19 protein-coding genes are annotated in these 19182 nt (G+C 63.9%); 7 read left to right on the top strand and 12 right to left on the bottom strand.

What is annotated here, in order from left to right:
• Positions 1 to 30: 30 nt before the first annotated feature.
• The 9 genes from XH88_RS05315 to XH88_RS05275 form a co-directional block, all read right to left on the bottom strand.
• On the bottom strand, positions 31 to 492 hold the full coding sequence (locus tag XH88_RS05315) for a TfoX/Sxy family protein (RefSeq protein ID WP_271614337.1): 462 nt from the start codon (positions 490 to 492) through the stop codon (positions 31 to 33).
• Between the two features lie 185 nt (positions 493 to 677).
• Positions 678 to 1076 (bottom strand): HesB/IscA family protein, encoded by a 399-nt coding sequence (locus XH88_RS05310; protein ID WP_080138803.1) that lies wholly within the window; start codon positions 1074 to 1076, stop codon positions 678 to 680.
• 49 nt (positions 1077 to 1125) lie between these two features.
• On the bottom strand, positions 1126 to 1497 hold the full coding sequence (locus XH88_RS05305; RefSeq protein ID WP_271614336.1) for an SUF system Fe-S cluster assembly protein: 372 nt from the start codon (positions 1495 to 1497) through the stop codon (positions 1126 to 1128).
• Entirely contained in the window at positions 1494 to 2741 is a 1248-nt protein-coding gene (locus XH88_RS05300; protein ID WP_271614335.1) for a cysteine desulfurase, read from the bottom strand. Before XH88_RS05300 ends, XH88_RS05305 begins: the two co-directional genes overlap by 4 nt.
• Positions 2738 to 4060: a Fe-S cluster assembly protein SufD gene (sufD, locus tag XH88_RS05295; RefSeq protein ID WP_271614334.1), complete on the bottom strand. Its 1323-nt coding sequence runs from the start codon at positions 4058 to 4060 to the stop codon at positions 2738 to 2740. Before sufD ends, XH88_RS05300 begins: the two co-directional genes overlap by 4 nt.
• 12 nt (positions 4061 to 4072) lie before the next feature.
• Entirely contained in the window at positions 4073 to 4822 is a 750-nt protein-coding gene (sufC, locus tag XH88_RS05290; protein ID WP_271614333.1) for a Fe-S cluster assembly ATPase SufC, read from the bottom strand.
• Between the two features lie 132 nt (positions 4823 to 4954).
• Positions 4955 to 6451 (bottom strand): Fe-S cluster assembly protein SufB, encoded by a 1497-nt coding sequence (gene sufB / locus XH88_RS05285; RefSeq protein WP_271614332.1) that lies wholly within the window; start codon positions 6449 to 6451, stop codon positions 4955 to 4957.
• Positions 6452 to 6564: 113 nt separating this feature from the next.
• Positions 6565 to 7704: a cysteine desulfurase family protein gene (locus XH88_RS05280; RefSeq protein WP_271614331.1), complete on the bottom strand. Its 1140-nt coding sequence runs from the start codon at positions 7702 to 7704 to the stop codon at positions 6565 to 6567.
• 50 nt (positions 7705 to 7754) lie between these two features.
• Positions 7755 to 8948 carry an acyltransferase family protein gene (locus tag XH88_RS05275; protein WP_271614330.1) on the bottom strand — a complete coding sequence of 398 codons (1194 nt, stop codon included), beginning with the start codon at positions 8946 to 8948 and terminating at the stop codon, positions 7755 to 7757.
• Positions 8949 to 8992: 44 nt separating this feature from the next.
• Between XH88_RS05275 and XH88_RS05270 the strand changes: the two genes are divergently transcribed.
• From XH88_RS05270 to XH88_RS05260, 3 genes are all read left to right on the top strand, one after another.
• Positions 8993 to 9940 carry a LytTR family DNA-binding domain-containing protein gene (locus XH88_RS05270; RefSeq protein WP_271614329.1) on the top strand — a complete coding sequence of 316 codons (948 nt, stop codon included), beginning with the start codon at positions 8993 to 8995 and terminating at the stop codon, positions 9938 to 9940.
• A gap of 349 nt (positions 9941 to 10289) precedes the next feature.
• Positions 10290 to 10937 carry an alpha/beta hydrolase gene (locus XH88_RS05265; RefSeq protein WP_024337874.1) on the top strand — a complete coding sequence of 216 codons (648 nt, stop codon included), beginning with the start codon at positions 10290 to 10292 and terminating at the stop codon, positions 10935 to 10937.
• Positions 10938 to 10944: 7 nt separating this feature from the next.
• Positions 10945 to 11457 carry a DUF1697 domain-containing protein gene (locus XH88_RS05260; RefSeq protein WP_271614328.1) on the top strand — a complete coding sequence of 171 codons (513 nt, stop codon included), beginning with the start codon at positions 10945 to 10947 and terminating at the stop codon, positions 11455 to 11457.
• Here XH88_RS05260 and XH88_RS05255 read toward each other — a convergent pair.
• From XH88_RS05255 to XH88_RS05245, 3 genes are all read right to left on the bottom strand, one after another.
• On the bottom strand, positions 11454 to 11777 hold the full coding sequence (locus tag XH88_RS05255) for a DMT family transporter (protein WP_271614327.1): 324 nt from the start codon (positions 11775 to 11777) through the stop codon (positions 11454 to 11456). The two genes, XH88_RS05260 and XH88_RS05255, sit on opposite strands and share 4 nt — an antisense overlap.
• Positions 11778 to 11780: 3 nt before the next feature.
• A complete protein-coding gene (locus tag XH88_RS05250; RefSeq protein WP_271614326.1) occupies positions 11781 to 12476 on the bottom strand; it encodes a glutathione S-transferase family protein in 696 nt (231 codons plus the stop codon).
• A 96-nt stretch (positions 12477 to 12572) separates the two neighbouring features.
• Positions 12573 to 13676: an anhydro-N-acetylmuramic acid kinase gene (locus XH88_RS05245; protein ID WP_271614325.1), complete on the bottom strand. Its 1104-nt coding sequence runs from the start codon at positions 13674 to 13676 to the stop codon at positions 12573 to 12575.
• Positions 13677 to 13839: 163 nt separating this feature from the next.
• Between XH88_RS05245 and tyrS the strand changes: the two genes are divergently transcribed.
• From tyrS to XH88_RS05225, 4 genes are all read left to right on the top strand, one after another.
• A complete protein-coding gene (gene tyrS / locus XH88_RS05240) occupies positions 13840 to 15093 on the top strand; it encodes a tyrosine--tRNA ligase (protein ID WP_271614324.1) in 1254 nt (417 codons plus the stop codon).
• Positions 15094 to 15149: 56 nt separating this feature from the next.
• Positions 15150 to 16418: an MFS transporter gene (locus XH88_RS05235; RefSeq protein ID WP_271614323.1), complete on the top strand. Its 1269-nt coding sequence runs from the start codon at positions 15150 to 15152 to the stop codon at positions 16416 to 16418.
• A 219-nt stretch (positions 16419 to 16637) separates the two neighbouring features.
• Positions 16638 to 17084 (top strand): DoxX family protein, encoded by a 447-nt coding sequence (locus tag XH88_RS05230; protein WP_271614322.1) that lies wholly within the window; start codon positions 16638 to 16640, stop codon positions 17082 to 17084.
• 362 nt (positions 17085 to 17446) lie between these two features.
• Positions 17447 to 19141 (top strand): methyl-accepting chemotaxis protein, encoded by a 1695-nt coding sequence (locus tag XH88_RS05225; RefSeq protein WP_271614321.1) that lies wholly within the window; start codon positions 17447 to 17449, stop codon positions 19139 to 19141.
• Positions 19142 to 19182 lie beyond the last annotated feature (41 nt).

Here is a 19182-nt window from a genome sequence, read left to right as displayed (position 1 = left end):
CTCCAAAGGCCCGCTTTCCGGCAAATCCAGTCACGGCAAAACACCGCTTCTGGATTCCAAATCAACGGCTTGGGAGTTCTTCACGGACGACTTCTTGGCCGACCGCTTCTTCCCTGCGGCTTTCTTCGGTACCGGCTTCTTCGCCACCTCCTTCTTTCCCTTCGGCCGCTTCTTCACCTTGGCGCGCTGGGCTGCAGCGAGCGCAGCCCTCGCCCATCGCGCCAGCTCCTCGGAATCGTCGAACAGGCGCGCCGGCAATTGCCAATAGGAGTTCACCGTCACGGTCTTGGCGCGCGTCGAATATTGGAACGGCTTTGAGCCTTCCGCTTCAAAGTCCGGGATCGTCTGCTCGTCGGCGCGGAAGAACAGGCCAGCACGTAGAGACAGCGCGAAGTTGGTGCCGTCGGCGGAGATGCCGTAGCCGGAAAACATCTTGCGGATGGTGACAGGGCCGAAATCGGCGAACAGGTCGATCAGGAATTCGCGGTCCATGGCCGAGCCGTCTCCCTACCCTCACCCCCGGCGCAGGCCGGGACCCGTAACGACAGGGAGCAGTTTAGCGAAGACTGGTAGTCATGCCAGTGTTGGTACTGGCATCGCGCACGACCGAGAGATCACGCGGCATGGGTCCCGGCCTGCCTGCCGGGACGACCGCGGTGTTGGTGGCTCGACGGGGCTTACCCGTCGATCTTGGCCGGGCGCAGCTCGACCGACTCGCCGCAGCCGCAGGCGGAGACCTGGTTGGGGTTGTTGAAGACGAACTGGGCCTGCATCTTGTCGGCCTTGTAATCCATCTCGGTGCCGAGCAGGAACAGCACGGCTTTGGGGTCGACCAGGATCTTGACGCCCTTGTCCTCGACGACCTCGTCGGTCGGGCGGATCTCGTGGGCGTATTCGACCGTGTAAGACTGACCGGCACAGCCGCCGTTCTTCACGCCGACGCGCAGGCCGACGATCTCGGAGTCCGCGCGCTGCGTCAGCTCGGTGATACGCTGGGCAGCGGCATCCGTCAGCCGCATCACCTGCGGGCGCGGCCGCCGCGGCTTCGGAGTGGATGCTGGTGTTGCCTGTGTCATGTTAGTGATGTGGTCCGTTGCGGAGTAAATTCAATGTCGAAATTACGCGTCACCACATGTTGAGCACGAGGCGCGCCTCGTCGCTCATACGCTCCGGCGTCCAGGCCGGCTCCCAGACGACCTTGACGTCGACCACGCCGACGCCGGGAACGCTGGCAACCGCATTCTCGACCATGGTCGGCAGCTCGCCGGCGGCCGGGCAGTTCGGGGTCGTCAGCGTCATCTGGACGTCGACGGAGCGGTCGTCCTTGATCTCGACCTTGTAGATCAGACCGAGCTCGTAGATATCGGCCGGGATTTCCGGGTCGAACACGGTTTTGAGACCGGCAATGATCTCGCGGGTCAGCCGCTCGGTCTCCTCCGGCGGCAATGCCGAATGGGTCTCCATCGGATTGGCTTTGATGTCGGCCGTGTCACTCATGCGAACAAATCCCGCGCCTTGAGCAGCGCCTGTGCCAGATGATCGACTTCTTCCCGCGTATTATACATGCCGAACGAGGCCCGGCAGGTCGCGGTCACGTTGAACCGCTCTAAAAGCGGCATCACGCAATGCGTGCCGGCGCGAACGGCAATACCCTGACGGTCGATCACGGTCGCGACGTCATGGGCATGCGCGCCCTTGAGCTCGAAGGAGATCACCGGCCCCTTGCCGCGCGCCGTGCCGATCAGCCGCAGCGAGTTGATCTCGCGCAAGCGCTCCTGCGCATAGGCGGTGAGGTTGGCCTCGTGCGCAGCGATGCGCTCCTTGCCGATCGAATTGACGTAGTCGATGGCGGCGCCAAGACCCACGGCCTCGACGATCGCGGGCGTGCCCGCCTCGAATTTGTGCGGGGGATCGCCATAGGTGACCACATCGCGCGAGACCTCGCGGATCATCTCGCCACCGCCATTATAGGGCCGCATCGCGACGAGGTGGTCGTACTTGGCCCAGAGCACGCCGATGCCGGTGGGGCCATACACCTTGTGACCGGTGAAGACGTAGAAATCGCAGCCGATCTCCTGGACATCGACCGGCAGATGCACAGCGCCCTGGCTACCGTCGACCAGCACGGGAATCCCGCGCGCGTGGGCGATCTTCACGACATCCTTGACCGGGACGATGGTGCCGAGCGCGTTCGACATCTGCGTGATCGCGACCAGCTTGGTCTTCGAAGTCAGCAGCTTCTCGAACTCGTCGATGAGGAAATTGCCCTCGTCGTCGACAGGCGCCCACTTGATCACGGCACCCTGGCGCTCCCTGAGGAAATGCCACGGCACGATGTTGGAGTGGTGCTCCATGATCGAGAGGACGATCTCGTCGCCTTCTGCGATGTTCGGCCCGCCCCAGGACGATGCGACCAGGTTGATCGCCTCGGTCGCGTTGCGGGTGAAGATCACTTCTTCGGTGCGGGGCGCGTTGATGAACTGCGCCACCTTGGTGCGGCCGCCCTCATAGGCTTCGGTCGCCGCATTGGCGAGATAGTGCAGGCCGCGATGCACGTTGGCGTATTCGCTCGTGTAGGCCTGCGTCATGCGCTCAAGCACAGCGCTCGGCTTCTGCGCGGACGCCGCGTTGTCGAGATAGACCAGCCTCTTGCCGTAGACCTGCAACGCAAGCGCCGGAAAATCCTGGCGCACGCGCGCGACGTCATAGGCGCCGTTCTTGACCGCGGGATGCGCACTCATGACCGCCGCTCCAGCCAGCGCTCGGCAATGCCGATCACGTGCTCGCGGAGACCATCATCTGCGATCTGCTCGATCGCCTCACCCACGAAAGCCTGGATCAGCAGCGCCTGGGCCTGCTTCTCCGGCAGGCCGCGCGCCTTCAGGTAGAACAGCAGGCTCTCATCCAGCGCGCCGGCGGTGGCGCCGTGGCCGCAGGAGACGTCGTCGGCAAAGATCTCGAGCTCGGGCTTGTTGTCGGCCTCGGCTTCGTCCGAAAGAAGAAGCGCGCGGGTCATCATCTTGCCGTCGGTCTTCTGCGCATCGGGGCGAACGATGATGCGGCCCTGGAACACAGAATGGGCTCGGTCGTCGATGACAGCGCGGAATGTCTCGCGGCTAACGCAGTTCGGCACGGCATGATCGACTACCAGCGTAGTGTCGCCATGCTCGGTCTTCTGCAGCAGGTTGACGCCATTGGCCGAGAGCTCGCTGCCCTCGCCCGCCAGCGTGATGAAGCCCTGCAGGCGGCTGACGGCGGCACCGGTCGTCATGTTGAAGAAGTTCAACTTCACGGCGGCGCCGACGGTGACGACCTGCGACGAGATGTTCACCGCATCAGGCGCATCGTCCATCAGGCGGATATGTGCGACGTCGGCATCGTCGTCGATCCAGAGGATCACCGCATCGTTGACCTGATAGCCGCCCACCTTCCCGGCTGCGACGAAGCTCTCGACGACCGTCGCGCGGACGTTCTTGCCAATCCGCAGATGCGAGCGGGTAAAGGCGGACGCACCGGCGGCGGTCGCGATATGCATGAGCTGGATCGGCGCCGACAAATGGGTGCCGTCGGCCACCGAGACCACGACGCCGTCCGTCGCCATGGCCGCATTGAGCGAGATGACCGCGTCGGTCGACGTGGTCCGGAGGAGATCGCCAGCGGCGGGATTGGCCCCATTCGCGAGAACCTCCCGCAGCGTCTTGAGGCTGACCTCGGACCCGAGCGCCGTCAGGTCGGAGAGATCGGCCGCGAACACGCCGTCGACCAGCACCAGCTTGCGGGCGCCGGCGATTGCATGCGCCTTCACCGCATCCGCAGCGCGCTTCAGCGCCGCCGCATCGGGGGCGGCCGCCAGCGGCAGCACCTCGCCGACCAGCGCGCGCAGGTCGGTATATTTCCATTCCTCGATCCGGCGGTGCGGCAGGCCGAGACGCTCATAGGTCTCGAACGCCTCGCGGCGCACTGCTGCCACATCAGGCGCACCCGGCAAGCGGCTCTCGGCGCTGGCGAAGAGATCGCTCACGGCGCTGCCCTTTCCGGTCTTTGCCACAGCAACGTTCATTGCAACCAATCCTTACGCGTCCTCGAACTGGGCGTAGCCGGACGCTTCCAGCTCCAGCGCCAGCTCCTTGGCCCCGCTCTTCACGACCCGCCCCTTGGACATCACGTGCACGACATCGGGCACGATGTAGTTGAGCAGCCGCTGATAATGGGTGATGACGACCATGGCGCGCTTAGGCGAACGCAGCGCGTTGACGCCGTCGGCCGCGATGCGCAGCGCGTCGATGTCGAGACCGGAATCCATCTCGTCGAGAATGCACAGGCTCGGCTCGAACAGCGCCATCTGCAGCACCTCGTTGCGCTTCTTCTCGCCGCCGGAGAAGCCGACATTGACGCCGCGCTTGAGCATGTCCTGCGGAATGTTCAGCGACTTCGAGACCTCGCGCACCTTCTTCAGGAAGTCCGGGGTCGAGTATTCATCCTCGCCACGCGCCTTGCGCTGCGCGTTCAGCGCGGTGCGCAGGAAATTCATGGTGGCTACGCCGGGAATCTCGACCGGATATTGGAACGCCAGGAACACGCCCTTGGCGGCGCGCTCGTCCGGCGACATCTCCAGGAGGTCCTCACCCTTGAACAGGATCTGGCCGTCGGTGACTTCATAGCCGGGCTTCCCGGCGATAACATGGGAAAGCGTCGACTTGCCGGAACCGTTCGGCCCCATGATCGCGTGCACCTCGCCTTCGTTGACGGTCAGCGTCAGCCCGTGGAGGATCTCACGTTCCTCGACACGAACCTTGAGGTCTTTCACTTCAAGCAAAGCCATCTTGTTTTTCCATCTATCCCCTCATCCCAGGGAGCGCCGAAGGCGCGTCTCGAAGGATTGAGGCCACCAATCTTTGCTGTATCCATCCTTCGAGACCGCCGCTTGCTCGGCCTCCTCAGGATGAGGTCCGAGCTAACCGACCGACCCTTCGAGCGAGATCGAGATCAGCTTCTGCGCTTCCACCGCGAATTCCATCGGCAGCTGCTGCAGCACGTCCTTGACGAAGCCGTTGACGACGAGGCCGACCGCCTCTTCCTGGCTGAGCCCGCGCTGGATGCAGTAGAACAGCACGTCCTCGGAGATCTTCGAGGTCGTCGCCTCGTGCTCGAACGTCGCCGACGAGTTCTTGGCCTCGATATACGGCACGGTGTGCGCGCCGCATTTGTCGCCGATCAGCAAGGAGTCGCAGGCGGTGAAGTTGCGCGCACCGGTCGCTTTGCGATGCGCCGTGACGAGACCGCGGTAGGTGTTCTGCGACTTGCCGGCGGCAATGCCCTTGGAGATGATCCGGCTCGATGTGTTCTTGCCGAGGTGGATCATCTTGGTGCCCGAATCGACCTGCTGGAAGCCGTTCGAGATCGCGATCGAGTAGAACTCGCCACGCGAATTGTCGCCGCGCAGGATGCAGCTCGGATATTTCCAGGTGATGGCAGATCCCGTCTCGACCTGGGTCCAGGAGATCTTGGAATTGGCGCCGCGGCAGTCGCCACGCTTGGTAACGAAATTATAGATGCCGCCCTTGCCTTCCGAGTTGCCGGGGTACCAGTTCTGGACCGTCGAATATTTGATCTCGGCATCGTCATGCGCGACGAGCTCGACCACGGCGGCGTGCAGCTGGTTCTCGTCGCGCTGTGGCGCGGTGCAGCCTTCGAGATAGGAGACGTAGGAACCCTTGTCGGCGATGATCAGGGTGCGCTCGAACTGGCCGGTGTTGCGCTCGTTGATGCGGAAATAGGTCGACAGCTCCATCGGGCAGCGCACGCCCGGCGGCACGTAGACGAACGAGCCGTCGGAGAACACCGCCGAGTTCAGCGTCGCGTAGAAATTGTCCGAGGTCGGAACCACCGAGCCGAGATATTTCTGCACCAGTTCAGGGTGCTCGCGGATCGCCTCCGAGATCGGCATGAAGATCACGCCGGCCTTCTTCAGCTCCGCCTTGAAGGTGGTCGCGACCGAAACCGAATCGAACACCGCGTCGACCGCGATCTTGCGCCGGGCCGGGTCTTCCTCGCCCACCTTCGGCTCGATGCCTTCGAGCATGGCGACTTCCCGCAAGGGAATGCCGAGCTTCTCGTAGGTCTTCAGGATCTCCGGATCGATCTCGTCGAGCGAGCTTACCGCCTTCTTCGGCTTCGGCGCCGCGTAATAGTAGATGTCCTGGAAGTCGATCTTGGGATAGTCGACGCGGGCCCAGGTCGGCTCGACCATGGTCAGCCAGCGCCGATAGGCCTCAAGCCGCCACTGGAGCATCCAGTCGGGTTCGTTCTTCTTCTGCGAGATGAATTTTACGATCTCTTCCGACAGCCCCTTGGGGGCCTTCTCGGAGACGATCAGGGTCTCAAACCCATAACGATACTGGTCGACGTCGATGCGCTTCACGCGCTCGACCGTCTCTTGTACGGCTGGCATTCCATCCTCCGCTCGTGGTTTCAAGGACCACGGTGGATCAAACTCGAACGAGTATTACGATGTTTCTGTGCGGAAAGCACGGGCTTAGAACGGTTCAAGCCGTGTTTCATCGCTTAGGTCTTAAGTAGGCTATTACCGAGCTTTCGCCAAGCCTCTAACGCCCTATTAATGTCCCCAGGTTCCGTGGACCAGCCCAGACTAAGACGCACCGCTCCCTGGGCCAAGGCGGCATCGAAGCCCATCGCCGCGAGCACGTGAGAGGGCTGGACCTTTCCGGAAGAACAGGCGGACCCCGACGACACGGCGATGCCTTCCAGGTCGAAGCCGATCACGGCGGTCTCGGCCTTGAGCCCGGGTGCGGTGAACAGAACGGTATTTGGCAACCTCTCCACATCGTCGGCGAAGACAATTGCCCGGGCAATCGCTTGAATACCCTTTCCCAAGCGATCTCTGAGGTTTGCCATCCGCTTCGCATCCTCCGGCAGAGCCTGAAGCGCAGCTTTCACCGCTGCCCCAAAACCCGCGATGCCCGCGACATTCTCGGTTCCCGCCCGGCGCCCAAGCTCCTGCCCGCCCCCGCGAAGCACCGGCTCCAGACCGGCAAGCCCCTCGGCGACAACCAGCGCGCCGACGCCCTTCGGACCGCCGATCTTATGCGCAGAAAAGGTCGCAAGGTCCGCACCTACCGCGTTAATATTGAACTCAATTTTGCCGAGCGCCTGGATCGCATCGACATGCACGAGGCCGCCGGCCTCGTGCACAATCTGCGCCGCCTCCGCAACCGGCTGGAGCGCACCGGTTTCGTTGTTGGCCGCCATGATCGAGACCAGTGCCGGCGGGCCATCAGCGAGTAAGTCTCGGAGGTGATCGAGATCGACCACGCCGGAGCGCGTGACCCGAATCTGGCGAATACTCTCCGCGAGGAACCGGCCGCCCGCCAGCACCGAGGCATGCTCGACCGCGGAGACCAGGAGCCGCCGCACCGGCCCGCCCGATGGGCCGCGCAGGCCGGGGGAGAGCGCGAGCGCATTGGCCTCGGTTCCGGAGGACGTGAAGACGACGTTCCGCGGCAGCGTGCCCACGGCTCCGGCAAGCGCGGCGCGGCCATTCTCGACCAACCGCCGCGCCTTCCGTCCCTCGGCATGGACAGAGGATGGATTACCGATCAGCTCATAAGCCGCCAGCATTGCTGCGCGCGCCTCGGCGCGTAGCGGTGCGGTCGCATTCCAGTCGAGATAGACACGATCAGGCATGCGCCCTCTTAGCACCTTTTGCCTTCGCGCCAATCGGCTGCGGCTGCACGTCAGGCCGGCTGTTGCCGCACGGTCGCGCCAACGGAACGCGGCTCGATCCGCAGTCCGAACAACGGACGCAGCCAACCAACGCGCCGCGCGATCTCGTAGCTGATCAGACAGGTAAATGCCGTGCCTGAAATCACGATGGCGGCCTCGTTTGCCGCAGACAGTCCGCTGCCCCGCAACGCATGGGCGATCACGATGATCGCGGTCTGATGCACGATGTAGAAGGGAAAGATCGCATCGGTGAGATAGCGGCGCACCGGCCCATCAGCCGTCAAATGGCGCCGCGCAAAGCCAAGCACAGTTGCCATCGCGATCCACTGGTAACAGCCATAGGCCGCACCAGCGAACCATCGCAGCATCGCCGATCGCGGGAACACGCCGATATACATGAGGATGAAGACGGCGAAACAGGCGGCTGCAAGCGTCAGCGTCACCCACCGTTGCCGCTCGAGTTCCTGCCAAACGGCGCCTTGGCGCGCGAGCAGGAAGCCGATCAGGAAAGCGGTCGCGTAGTCGGCGTGGTTGTACCAGTCGCCGAATAGCGCATGCGTTGACGGGAACACCGGCGATAGAAACAGCCGCCAGGCTGAAAACAGCAGGCACGGCACCACCAGCAGCCACGGCCCGGCGAGCATCGCCGCAAGCCGCTCGCCGATCCGATCCGCAACCGTCGGCCACAGGCACAGCAGGCCAACCAGGGCCATGGTGTAGACCCAGAGATAGACCACGAACCAGAGATGGTTCCAGGTCGGCTGCACGATGCAGGGGGTCGGACAGAACTGCGCGCCGAACGCCAGATAGTGGTGAAGATAGTAGTCAGCAAAACCGGCCGAATAACCGCGGCTCTCGACGATCTGGAGGTAGGACTGTGGCGGCACGATCACGAGCATGCCTGTCATCAGCGGGATCAAGAGCCGCACCGAGCGCGCGCGGGCGAAAGCGGCGGGCCGGACCTTGCCCAGCATGAAGCGGCTTGCGACCCCGGAGACTAGGAACAGCAGCGACAGCCGCCAGGGATTGACCACCAGCATCACCGGCTCCAGCCAGGTCAGTCGGTGCTCGCTCTTGATGTGAAATCCCCAGGACACGTAGAGCATGCCGACGTGGTAGAAGATCAGCAGTGCGAAGGCTAAAATCCGCACCCAATCCAGATCGATGCGTCGTCCCGGATTTGATGGTGGCTGTGGTGTTGACATGGGTTTTTGCTCCTTGACGTACCGGCATCAGCGGTGTTCGGGCCATGGCTGACAGCCAGAATGCGCCGGATACGGAGCGCGTCGAGGCGGTTTGGGATCAGAGCCCGGCGCGAGGGGGCGAGGTGTCACCGTCAGGGACGAGCGGTTGGTCGCGCGGGATCAGTGGCGACTGGAGGATGTTGGCCGCGATCGCCGCCGTCGCGATGGCCATCGGCATCGTCAATGCGCTCTCCGGTGCGCAGGACGCTGCCTGGCGCGGCGACAGCTATGACATTGGCCGGCGACTGTTCTGGGAACTGTCGAGCATCATCGTCATCCTGCTGCTGGTGCCGATCCTGATGCTGTCGGTGCGGCGGATGCGTGAGGCGAGCCTGGCAGAACGGATCGGAGTCGGCGCGGTCACCCTGCCCGCCTTCTCGGCCTTCCATATCGCAGGCATGGTGGGTTTGCGGAAGTTGATGCTCTGGCTCGCGGGCGGCACCTACGACTTTCATTTCTCGCTGGCGACCGTCCTTTACGAGTTCCGCAAGGATGCGGTGACCGCATTGCTGATCGGGGCAACGCTCTGGCTGATTGAAAGCCGCCGCGACCTGCGTAAGGCGGCCCAGGAAGCCCGGACCAAGCCGGTCGCCGCGCAGGAGCCCTTGGCCCCCGATTTGATCTGGCTTCGCGACGGCACCAGCCGCATTCGCGTCGCACCGCGCGACATTCTCTGGGTCGCCTCCGCCGGCAATTACATCGAATACAGCCTTGCGAACGGTACCCAGCACCTCATCCGGGGAACGCTTGCCGCGACCGAAAGCGAACTCGCCCGCTTCGCCATCGTCCGTGTCCACCGGACGAGACTTGCCAATCTCGACCGGGTGAGCGGCGTGGACTTCAAACCGTCAGGGGACTTCGAGCTGACATTCGACAACGGCAAGACGCTCGGCGGCAGCCGGCGCTACCGGCCCGCCGTTGCCTCGCTCGGCGGCCCCTCCGCGCCTGCGTGAATCGCCTGCTGGATCACACGCCAGCCGATAAATGACCGTGATTCCAATCGGTTGTCCTCATAAGGGTGCCCTTGGCCATCCCCTGGCCCGATCCCGACCGCGATCGGCGTGACGCCGGGATAGCCGGCTAAGCTGTTGAGCCCATTCATAGATGTCGAAGATGCTTGCTTTTTGCCCCGCAGCCTATGTTAGAACGCGCACCGTCAAGTCACCGCGCCATCTGCGCATCACCGCGAGGCGCATGCCTTCTCACCCTTCCATTCGCGCTTTCGTCGGCCGCTGCCGATGAGACCACAATCGGTTGATTGTCCAGGACCAGCTCTCCAGCACATCAATCAAGAGATCATCGATGCCTGAAGTCATTTTCACTGGCCCTGCCGGCCGTCTCGAAGGCCGCTATCACCCGGCCAAACAGAAGAACGCGCCGATCGCGATGATCCTGCATCCGCATCCGCAGTTTCACGGCACGATGAATCATCAGATCGTGTACCAGTGCTACTACGCGTTTGCGCATCGCGGCTTCTCGGTGCTGCGCTTCAACTTCCGCGGCGTCGGCCGCAGCCAGGGCTCGTTCGACCACGGCACCGGCGAATTGTCGGATGCGGCAGCCGCGCTCGACTGGGCACAGACCATCAATCCCGAAGCGCGCGCCTGCTGGGTCGCCGGCTTCTCCTTCGGCGCGTGGATCGGCATGCAGCTTCTGATGCGCCGCCCCGAAGTGGAGGGTTTCATCTCGATCGCGCCGCCGGCCAATCTCTACGACTTCTCGTTCCTCGCGCCCTGCCCGTCGTCGGGCCTGATCGTGCATGGCGAGAAAGACGCCGTGGTGCCGCCCAAGGACGTCAACACGCTGGTCGAGAAGCTGAAGACGCAGAAGGGCATCGTCATCGACCAGCAGATCATCCCCGGCGCCAACCATTTCTTCGACGCCAAGCTCGAGCCGCTGATGGAAACCATCACGGCCTATCTGGACATGCGTCTGGCCAACGTGCGGTAAGAATGAGATGGGCGCGTTCGTGGCCCTGCTGCGAGCCGTCAATGTCGGAGGCACCGGCAAGCTTCCGATGACCAAGCTCAAGGCGATGTGCGAAGAGCTCGGCTTTGCCGCCGTGCGTACCTACATCGCCAGTGGCAATGTGGTCTTCACCAGCCGTAAATCGGAATCCGCAATCAAGGCCGCGCTGGAGAAGCGCCTGCACACCTACGCTGGCGCGCCGGTCGGTGTGCTCGTGCGCAGCGCTGCCGAGATGGCGGAGGTCTTGGCCGCCAATCCGTTCCCGAAGGCCGCGCCCAATCGCACCGTCGCGATCTTCCTCGATAAGCCGCCACCCGCGGAGGCGCTCGCCAACATCCGCGGCCAGAAGAACGAAGAAGTGCGCCTCGGCCGCCGCGAGATCTACGTGCATTATGGCGACGGCATGGGGACGTCAAAACTCGCGATCCCCGCCGCGAAGACCGGCACCGCGCGCAACATGAACACCATCGCGACCCTGGCGAAGATGGCTGCGGAGCTTTAGGCCAGCTTCAGCGCCGCAATCCCCGTCAGGACCAGCACGATCCCGACTAGCTTCATCGCGCTGAGCGTCTCACCGAACAGCACAACGCCCATCAGAAAAGTACCGGCAGCCCCAATGCCGGTCCACACCGAATAGGCGACGCCGACTTCGAGCACCTTCAAGGCGCGTCCGAGCAGGAACACGAAGGCCGCGAGGAGCACCAGCGAGACGATGCTCCAGCCGATGCGCGTGTAGCCCTCCGCATACTTCATCGAGATCGCCCAGCCGATATCGAGCGCGCCGGCCATCACCAGCGTCAGCCAGGCCATAGATGACGACATCGCTCAAGCCGCGAGCTTGAGCAGGTGCGCGTCGTGGCGCACGAGAAAGGCGCGCAGCAATTGCGGATAGTCGTCACCGACCGCGGTGCGCACGCTCGGACGTTGCGCGAGCTGTGCGCGCCAGGCGCGGACCTTCGGCACATCGCGGAAGATCCCGTGATCGGTCAGATCGTCGAACAGGTCGAAATAGCGGAAGATCGGCGCGAATACGGCGTCGACGAGGCTGAATTCTTCGCCTGCGAAGAACGGGCCGGTGCCAAGCGCAGCTTCCACGCGAACGAACTTCGCCGCGAGCGCCTGACGCTTGCTTTCAAATGTCGCCGGATCCGTCGTCGTCTCCAGGCCCCAGAGATCTCCGAGGATGGCCGAGCCGAACTCCATCCAGGCGCGGTGCTCGGCACGCTTCAACGCATCACCCGGATGCAGCTTGCTGCCTGCTTGCGTCTCCTCGATGTACTCGCAGATTACATTGCTCTCGAACAGCGCGACCTCGCCATTGTCGGTCGTCACCAACAGCACCGGCACCTTGCCGAGCGGCGACAGTCTGAGAAACCAGTCCGGCTTGCTGGCGAGATCGATATCGACCCGCTCGAACGGAACACGCTTCTCCTTCAACGCGATCACCGCGCGCTGCACGTAGGGACAAAGCTTGTGGCTGATCAGCTTCAATGAAGCGGGTGTGTCAGGGGAAGACGTCATGGCGCGATCCGGCGGTTGATGCAATTGCATCCAAGATAGATGCATTTGCATGCATCCGTCAAGATCGATGCACCTGCATTGACCTCACCTGGGAGCTCACGGCCGCGCGATCACCCCGCCGGTCATTGGCATCGGCACCCCCGTGGTGGTCGGATAGGATAGCGGCAAGCCCTTGAGGCCACGCGCGGCGAGGAAGCCGAAGGCCTGCGCCTCGATGGCGTCGGAGGCCCAGCCGAGGGTCTCGGCGGCCTCGACGGTGGCGGAGCCGACGCGCTCGCGCAGCATCCGCAGCATGGTGAGGTTGCGGGCGCCGCCGCCACAGACGATCCAGCTGCGCGGCCGCCGCGGCAGCAAGGGAATGACGCGCGCGATCGCCGCCGCGGTGAACGCCGTCAGCGTCGCAGCGCCATCGGCCGGCGCGACGTCGCCGAGCTTCAGTGCGGCAAAGTCGTTGCGGTCGAGCGATTTCGGCGGCGGAAGAGCGAAGAACGGCAGCTCCAGCGCTCGCGCAATCCAGGCTTCGTCGGCCTTGCCGAGCGCTGCGAACTTGCCTTCCGCATCGAAGGCTTGGTTCATGGTGCGGTACATGAAATCGTCGAGCAGCGCGTTGCCGGGCCCGGTGTCGCAGGCGATCAGCGTGTCGTTGCCGTCGATATAGGTGATGTTGGAGACGCCGCCGATATTGACGACGACGATCGGTCCCTCGCGCGCCAGCGAATTGGCGAGCGCCCGGTGGTACACCGGCACGAAGGGGGCCCCCTGCCCGCCGGCCTCGACGTCGGCGGCGCGAAAGTCGTACATCACGGGAATATGGATGGCCCTGGCGAGCGCCGGCGCGTCGCCGATCTGGACTGTCAGCCGCCGCTCGGGCCGGTGCAGCACGGTCTGGCCGTGGAAACCGACGATGTCGATCTCCTCGGGCTTCATCCGGTTCTGGGCGAGGAAGGCGGCCACAGCCTCGGCATGCGCCTGCGTCACCGCGCGCTCCGCCTCGGCCAGGATCCCCGGCCGGGCGTCGCGTTGCGACAGGTTCACGGCCTCCGACAGCGCCTGGCGCAACAGGTTACGTTCGGCCGGGCTGTAGGGCCGGTAGCCGGACGGCCCGAACGCCTTCACCTGCTTTCCATCGGTTTCGATCAGCGCGACGTCCACCCCGTCCAGCGAGGTGCCGCTCATCAAACCGAGTGCCGTCAACATCATGGATCAGCATCCTCAAAGCCCCCTCCGGCATGCCGATCTTGTGCCAGAGGGGCACATCTTATAATGCCACAGCGCCAAGTGGCGGGCGGCAATCGAGTTCCCACGGAAGACCCTTAAATTGCTCCCAAAACAGTAAACCAAGAATTGTCAGGCACGCCGACAGATGACTGCATTTAAATCGGATTTCCTCAACACTCTGCAGGAACGCGGATTCATCCATCAATGCTCCGATTTCGAGGGGCTGGATGCGCTCGCCGCCAAGGGCGAGGCAACCGCCTATGTCGGCTACGACTGTACCGCTCCGTCGCTGCACATCGGCAACTACCTGACCATGATGATGCTGCACTGGCTGCAGCAGTCCGGCAACAAGCCGATCACGCTGATGGGTGGCGGCACCACCATGGTCGGCGATCCCTCCGGCAAGGACGAGACCCGCGCGATCCGCGCCGTCGCCGAAATCGAGGCCAACAAGGCTTCGATCCGCGGCGTGTTCGCGAAGGTGCTCCGCTATGGCGATGGCAAGAGCGACGCCATCATGCTCGACAATGCGGAGTGGCTGACCAGGTTGAACTGGATCGAAATGCTGCGCGACGTCGGCAAGCATTTCTCGGTCAACCGCATGCTGACGATGGACTCCGTGCGCCTGCGCCTCGAGCGCGAGCAGGAGATGAGCTTCATCGAGTTCAACTACATGATCTGCCAGGCCTACGACTTCGTCGAGCTCGCCAAGCGCACCGGCTGCCATTTGCAGATGGGCGGCTCGGACCAGTGGGGCAACATCATCATGGGAGTCGATCTCGGCCGCCGCATGGGCACGCATCAGCTGTTCGCGCTGACGACGCCGCTGCTGACCACCGCATCGGGCGCCAAGATGGGCAAGACTGCGCAAGGCGCGGTGTGGCTCAACGCCGATCAGTTCTCGCCCTATGATTTCTGGCAGTACTGGCGCAACACCGAGGATGCCGACGTCGGCAAATTCCTGAAGCTGTTCACGACGCTGCCGATCGCCGAGATCAAGAAGCTCGAGGCGCTCGGCGGCTCCGAGATCAACGAAGCCAAGAAGGTTCTGGCGACCGAGGCGACCGCGCTCTTGCACGGCCGCGATGCTGCGAACGAAGCCGCCGAGACGGCACGCCGCACCTTCGAGGAAGGCGCCCTCGCCGAGAGCCTGCCGACGGTGGAAATTCCGCGCGGCGAGCTGGAGGCCGGACTCGGTGTGCTCAACGCTTTCGTCAAGGCAGGCCTCGTCGCCTCCAACGGCGAGGCACGGCGCCAGATCAAGGGCGGCGGCCTGCGCGTCAATGATGGGCCCGTCACCGACGAGAAGATGACGCTGTCAGCGGCCAATCTGACGCCGGAAGGCGTGATCAAGCTGTCCTTCGGCAAGAAGAAGCACGTCCTCGTCCGGCCTGCATAGGCGTATGAGCTTTTGATGCTTGTCAGGGCGCGTTGAAGCGCGCTCCCTGACGGACAATGGATCAGAAGACGCCCAGGAAAACGCCCAACCAAACGGCCAGGGAACAAGACAGCACGCAGCAAGGCGCGGTGCGCACCGCGCTTGTCGTGCTCGCGCTGTGCTTCACGCTGGCCGTGCTCGGCCGCGGCCTGAGTGAAAGCTTCACCGTCTTCCTCAAGCCGATCTCCGAAAATTTTGGCTGGGACCGCGCGCAGGCCGTTTCGATCTATTCGCTGACATGGCTCATCAGCGGACTGACGGCGCCGCTGGTCGGCCGCCTGTTCGATCATTCCGGACCACGCATCGTCTATGCGCTCGGCCTGTTGCTGCTGGGCTCGGCGTTCCTGATCGCCGGCCATGCGCGAGCGCTCTGGCAATTCCAACTCTCGATTGGACTGTGTGTCGGCATCGGCGTTGCATTCATCGGCAATGTGCCGAACTCGATCCTGCTCGGCCGCTGGTTCGGGCCGCGGCTGCCGACTGCGATGGCGGTGGTCTATTCCGCCATGGGCGGCGGCGTGCTGGCGCTGCTGCCGGCTTCGCAGCTCCTGATCGATCATCTCGGCTGGCGCGCGACCTACCAGGTCTATGGCTTCGCCGCATTGGGCCTGCTGGTGCCGCTGATGCTGCTGCCATGGCGGCTTTTCGCGGCGGGCTCGCCGCATGTGGTGAAGAAGACCGATCCCGATTTCATCGACGACGGCTGGACACTTTTCAGCGCGATGCGCCATCACGCCTTCTGGGCGCTGTTCTCGACCTTCTTCTTCACCGCCGTCGGCATGTACGCGATCGCGGCCCAGATCGTCGCCTATCTGATCGATGCCGGCTTCCCGCCGATCCAGGCTGCAACCGCATGGGGTTTTTCCGGCGTGGTGCTGGTGTTCGGCATGTTGGGAGTCTCGGCCCTCGACGGACTGATCGGCCGTCGGCCCTCGGTGCTGCTGAGCTATGCGATCTCGATCCTCGGCATCGCCCTGCTCTGGCTGTTGCAGTACTCTCCGAACCTCATCCTGCTCACCGGCTTCGTCGTCTGCTTCGGCAGCATGATGGGCTCGCGCGGGCCGCTGATCACGGCAACCGCGATGAAGATCTTTCGAGGCAAGCGGGTCGGCACCATCTACGGCACCATCTCGATCGGCAGCGGGCTGGGCTCGGCATTCGGCTCCTGGAGCGGCGGCCTGATCCACGACGCGACCCACGGCTACAACGCGCTGCTCATCTTCGCACTTGCGAGCGTGGTGCTCGGAATGATCCCCTTCCTGATCGTACCCGCCTTGCGGCGCTAGGTTTCTCAGAGGGAACCCCGTCTCACTCACGCTACCAGGGAACTACGGGCGGGCGCGACGCGTATACGTCCAGAAAGCGAACGGCGCGTGGCTGAAAACACAGCTTGCGGTGTTTTGTCCGACATGACGAAAATGTCAGCGTGAATTGACCTGGCGCAGCTTGCGATGCGGAACCGAATGCGGTCCTAGTCGTAGCATTGGATGGAGGGCACAAACCAAATGAACTTTCCTTATCTCTCTCGCTATCAACCGGTTCTCTTGAGCCTGTTTCGCTTCATTACCGGGCTGCTGCTGTTCCAATACGGCATGACCAAGCTCTTCCACGTTCCGATGGTGGCCATGTTCGCCAATCCGCCGCCGCTGATCTGGACGGCCGGCCTGATCGAGCTCGTCCTTGGCGCGGCACTGATTCTCGGACTGTTCACCCGCCTCTCGGCCTTCGTGCTCTCCGGCGAAATGGCCTTCGCCTACTTCCTCGGCCACGTCTTCCACATCTCCAAGGAAGGCCCGGCAGTGTTCCTGCCGCTGCTCAACGGCGGCACCGCCGCGATCCTGTTCTGCTTCGCCTGCCTCTACCTCGCGGCAGCGGGTGGCGGCCCGGTCAGCGTCGATGCGCTGCTCGGCAAGGAGAGCGGTGCGCCGGGCGGCGCCTTCGCGCGGCGCTGATACGCACGTAATCGACTCCATGTCACGGGGCGGCGCCGGCGATTGACCGGCGTCGCCTCAGCGAGAGCCCAGCACGTTCCAGATCAGAACGAGGGCCGCTGCAAGCAGCACGGACATGATGAGGCGGTGAACGAATCGGTTCATTGCAGGTCCGGCCGGGCGCGACGCCCACCAAATTCCAATTTCCATCTTCCGGCACAAGAGTACCGGCGCGCGTCTGCACGTCGGCGGTTGCCTGCACCGTTACGCATAGCGCTGCGAACCTCGCCGCGCGCCGCGGGCTCCCGCACGGCCATCTTCATGATTGGTAAGAAGTTCATGCTGGCGAGGGGAGCAATAATAGACATCTCGTAGGGGCTGTGATGAAGCTGTTGAGTCATCTGAAGATTCGCACCAAGCTCGCCAGCATGGTCTGCCTTGCTGCTCTCACAGTCACGGCCATCATCGCGGTATCGGCGGTCCTCAGCAAGAGCCGCATGATGGACGACCGGGTCCAGCAGATGAAAGCGGCGGTCGATCTGCTCCATGGTCTTGCGCAGACTTTCCAGGACGACGTCGCCGCCGGCAAGATGAGTCCAGACGACGCCAAGCTGCAGTTTCGCCGGCGTGCGCGCAACATGAAGTTCGGCGGCGGCCAAGGCTATCCTGTCGTCTACAACCCGGACACGTCGATCCTGGTCAATGGCGCCAATCAGCAGCTCGAAGGCAAGATCACAGGTGCCACGGATTCGAATGGCGTCCTGATCGCAGATGCTCAGCTGAACGCTGCCAGGCAGGCGCCTCAGGGCGGCGTCACATCCTATCTCTACCCGCGCCCCGGCCAGACCGAGCCGGTTCGCAAGACTGTCTTCGTCCGCCAGTTCGCGCCCTGGAACGTCACGATCAGCTACGGGCTCTATGTCGACGATATCGACGCCGACGTGCGTGCACTCACGCTGGAGCTCGCCGCAATCGGCGCCGGCCTGCTGCTGCTGATGGCGACGCTGTCCTGGCTGATCGCCCGCGACGTGCTGAAAGCACTCGACCGCCAGAAGACCCGCATGCAGGACATCGCCAATGGGGCCCTCGACATCAAGGTTGAGGAGACCGATCGCGGCGACGAGATCGGCCGGATGGCCGAGACGCTCGAGGTGCTCAGGCAGACGGCAGTGACTGCCCGCACCCTGGAGGCCGAACAGGTCGCGGCCAAGGCGCGCAGCGAGCAGGAGAAGCGCGATGCCCTGATCTCGCTCGCCGATCGCTTCGATGCCTCGGTCGGTCAGCTCGTGGGCATGATGGCCTCGGGCTCCGGCGAGCTGGAAGCCACGGCCAGGTCGATGTCGTCGACCGCCACGGGCACCAATCAGCGCGCCGCCGTGGTCGGCTCTGCTGCAATCGAAGCCAGCCAGCGCGTCCAGACGGTGGCGGCAGCCGCCGAGGAGCTCTCCTCCTCCATCACCGAGATCAGTCGCCAGGTCGCGCAATCGGCCGAAGTGACCGGGCGCGCCGTGGAGAGCGCACGCCACACCGACACCATCGTGCGCGCTCTCTCGGACGGTGCCCAGCAGATCGAGCATGTCGCCGAACTGATCTCCAGCATCGCGGCGCAGACCAATCTGCTCGCGCTCAACGCAACCATCGAGGCCGCACACGCCGGAGAAGCCGGCCGCGGCTTCGCCGTCGTCGCCTCCGAGGTGAAGTCGCTCGCAAGCCAGACCGCCGAAGCGACCCGCGAGATCGGCGACAAGATCGCCCAGATTCAGGGCGCGACCAAGGAGGCCGTCGATGCCATCGGCAGCATCACCACCACCATCGAGGAGGTCAGCCGGATCGCCACCTCGATCGGCGCCGCCATCGAGGAGCAAGGCGCGGCTACCGCCGAGATCGCCCGCAGCGTCTCGCAGACGGCCGAAGCCACCAAGGAGGTCACCACCAATATCGGTGGCGTCAGCACGGCCGCCAACGAGACCGGCAACGCCGCCGGCATGGTGCTCGCGGCCGCCTCGAACCTCTCCAAGCAGGCCGAACAGCTCTCGGGCGAAGTCGGGACATTTTTGGCAGGCGTACGCGCCGCATAAGCGGCACGGGACTCTCGGCGAGAGATGTTCTTGCCGGATAC

Source organism: Bradyrhizobium sp. CCBAU 51627, assembly GCF_028128765.1.
Classification (GTDB): domain Bacteria; phylum Pseudomonadota; class Alphaproteobacteria; order Rhizobiales; family Xanthobacteraceae; genus Bradyrhizobium.
The sequence above is the reverse complement of the archived record's forward strand: the minus strand, read 5'-3'. Positions and strand labels throughout refer to the sequence as shown.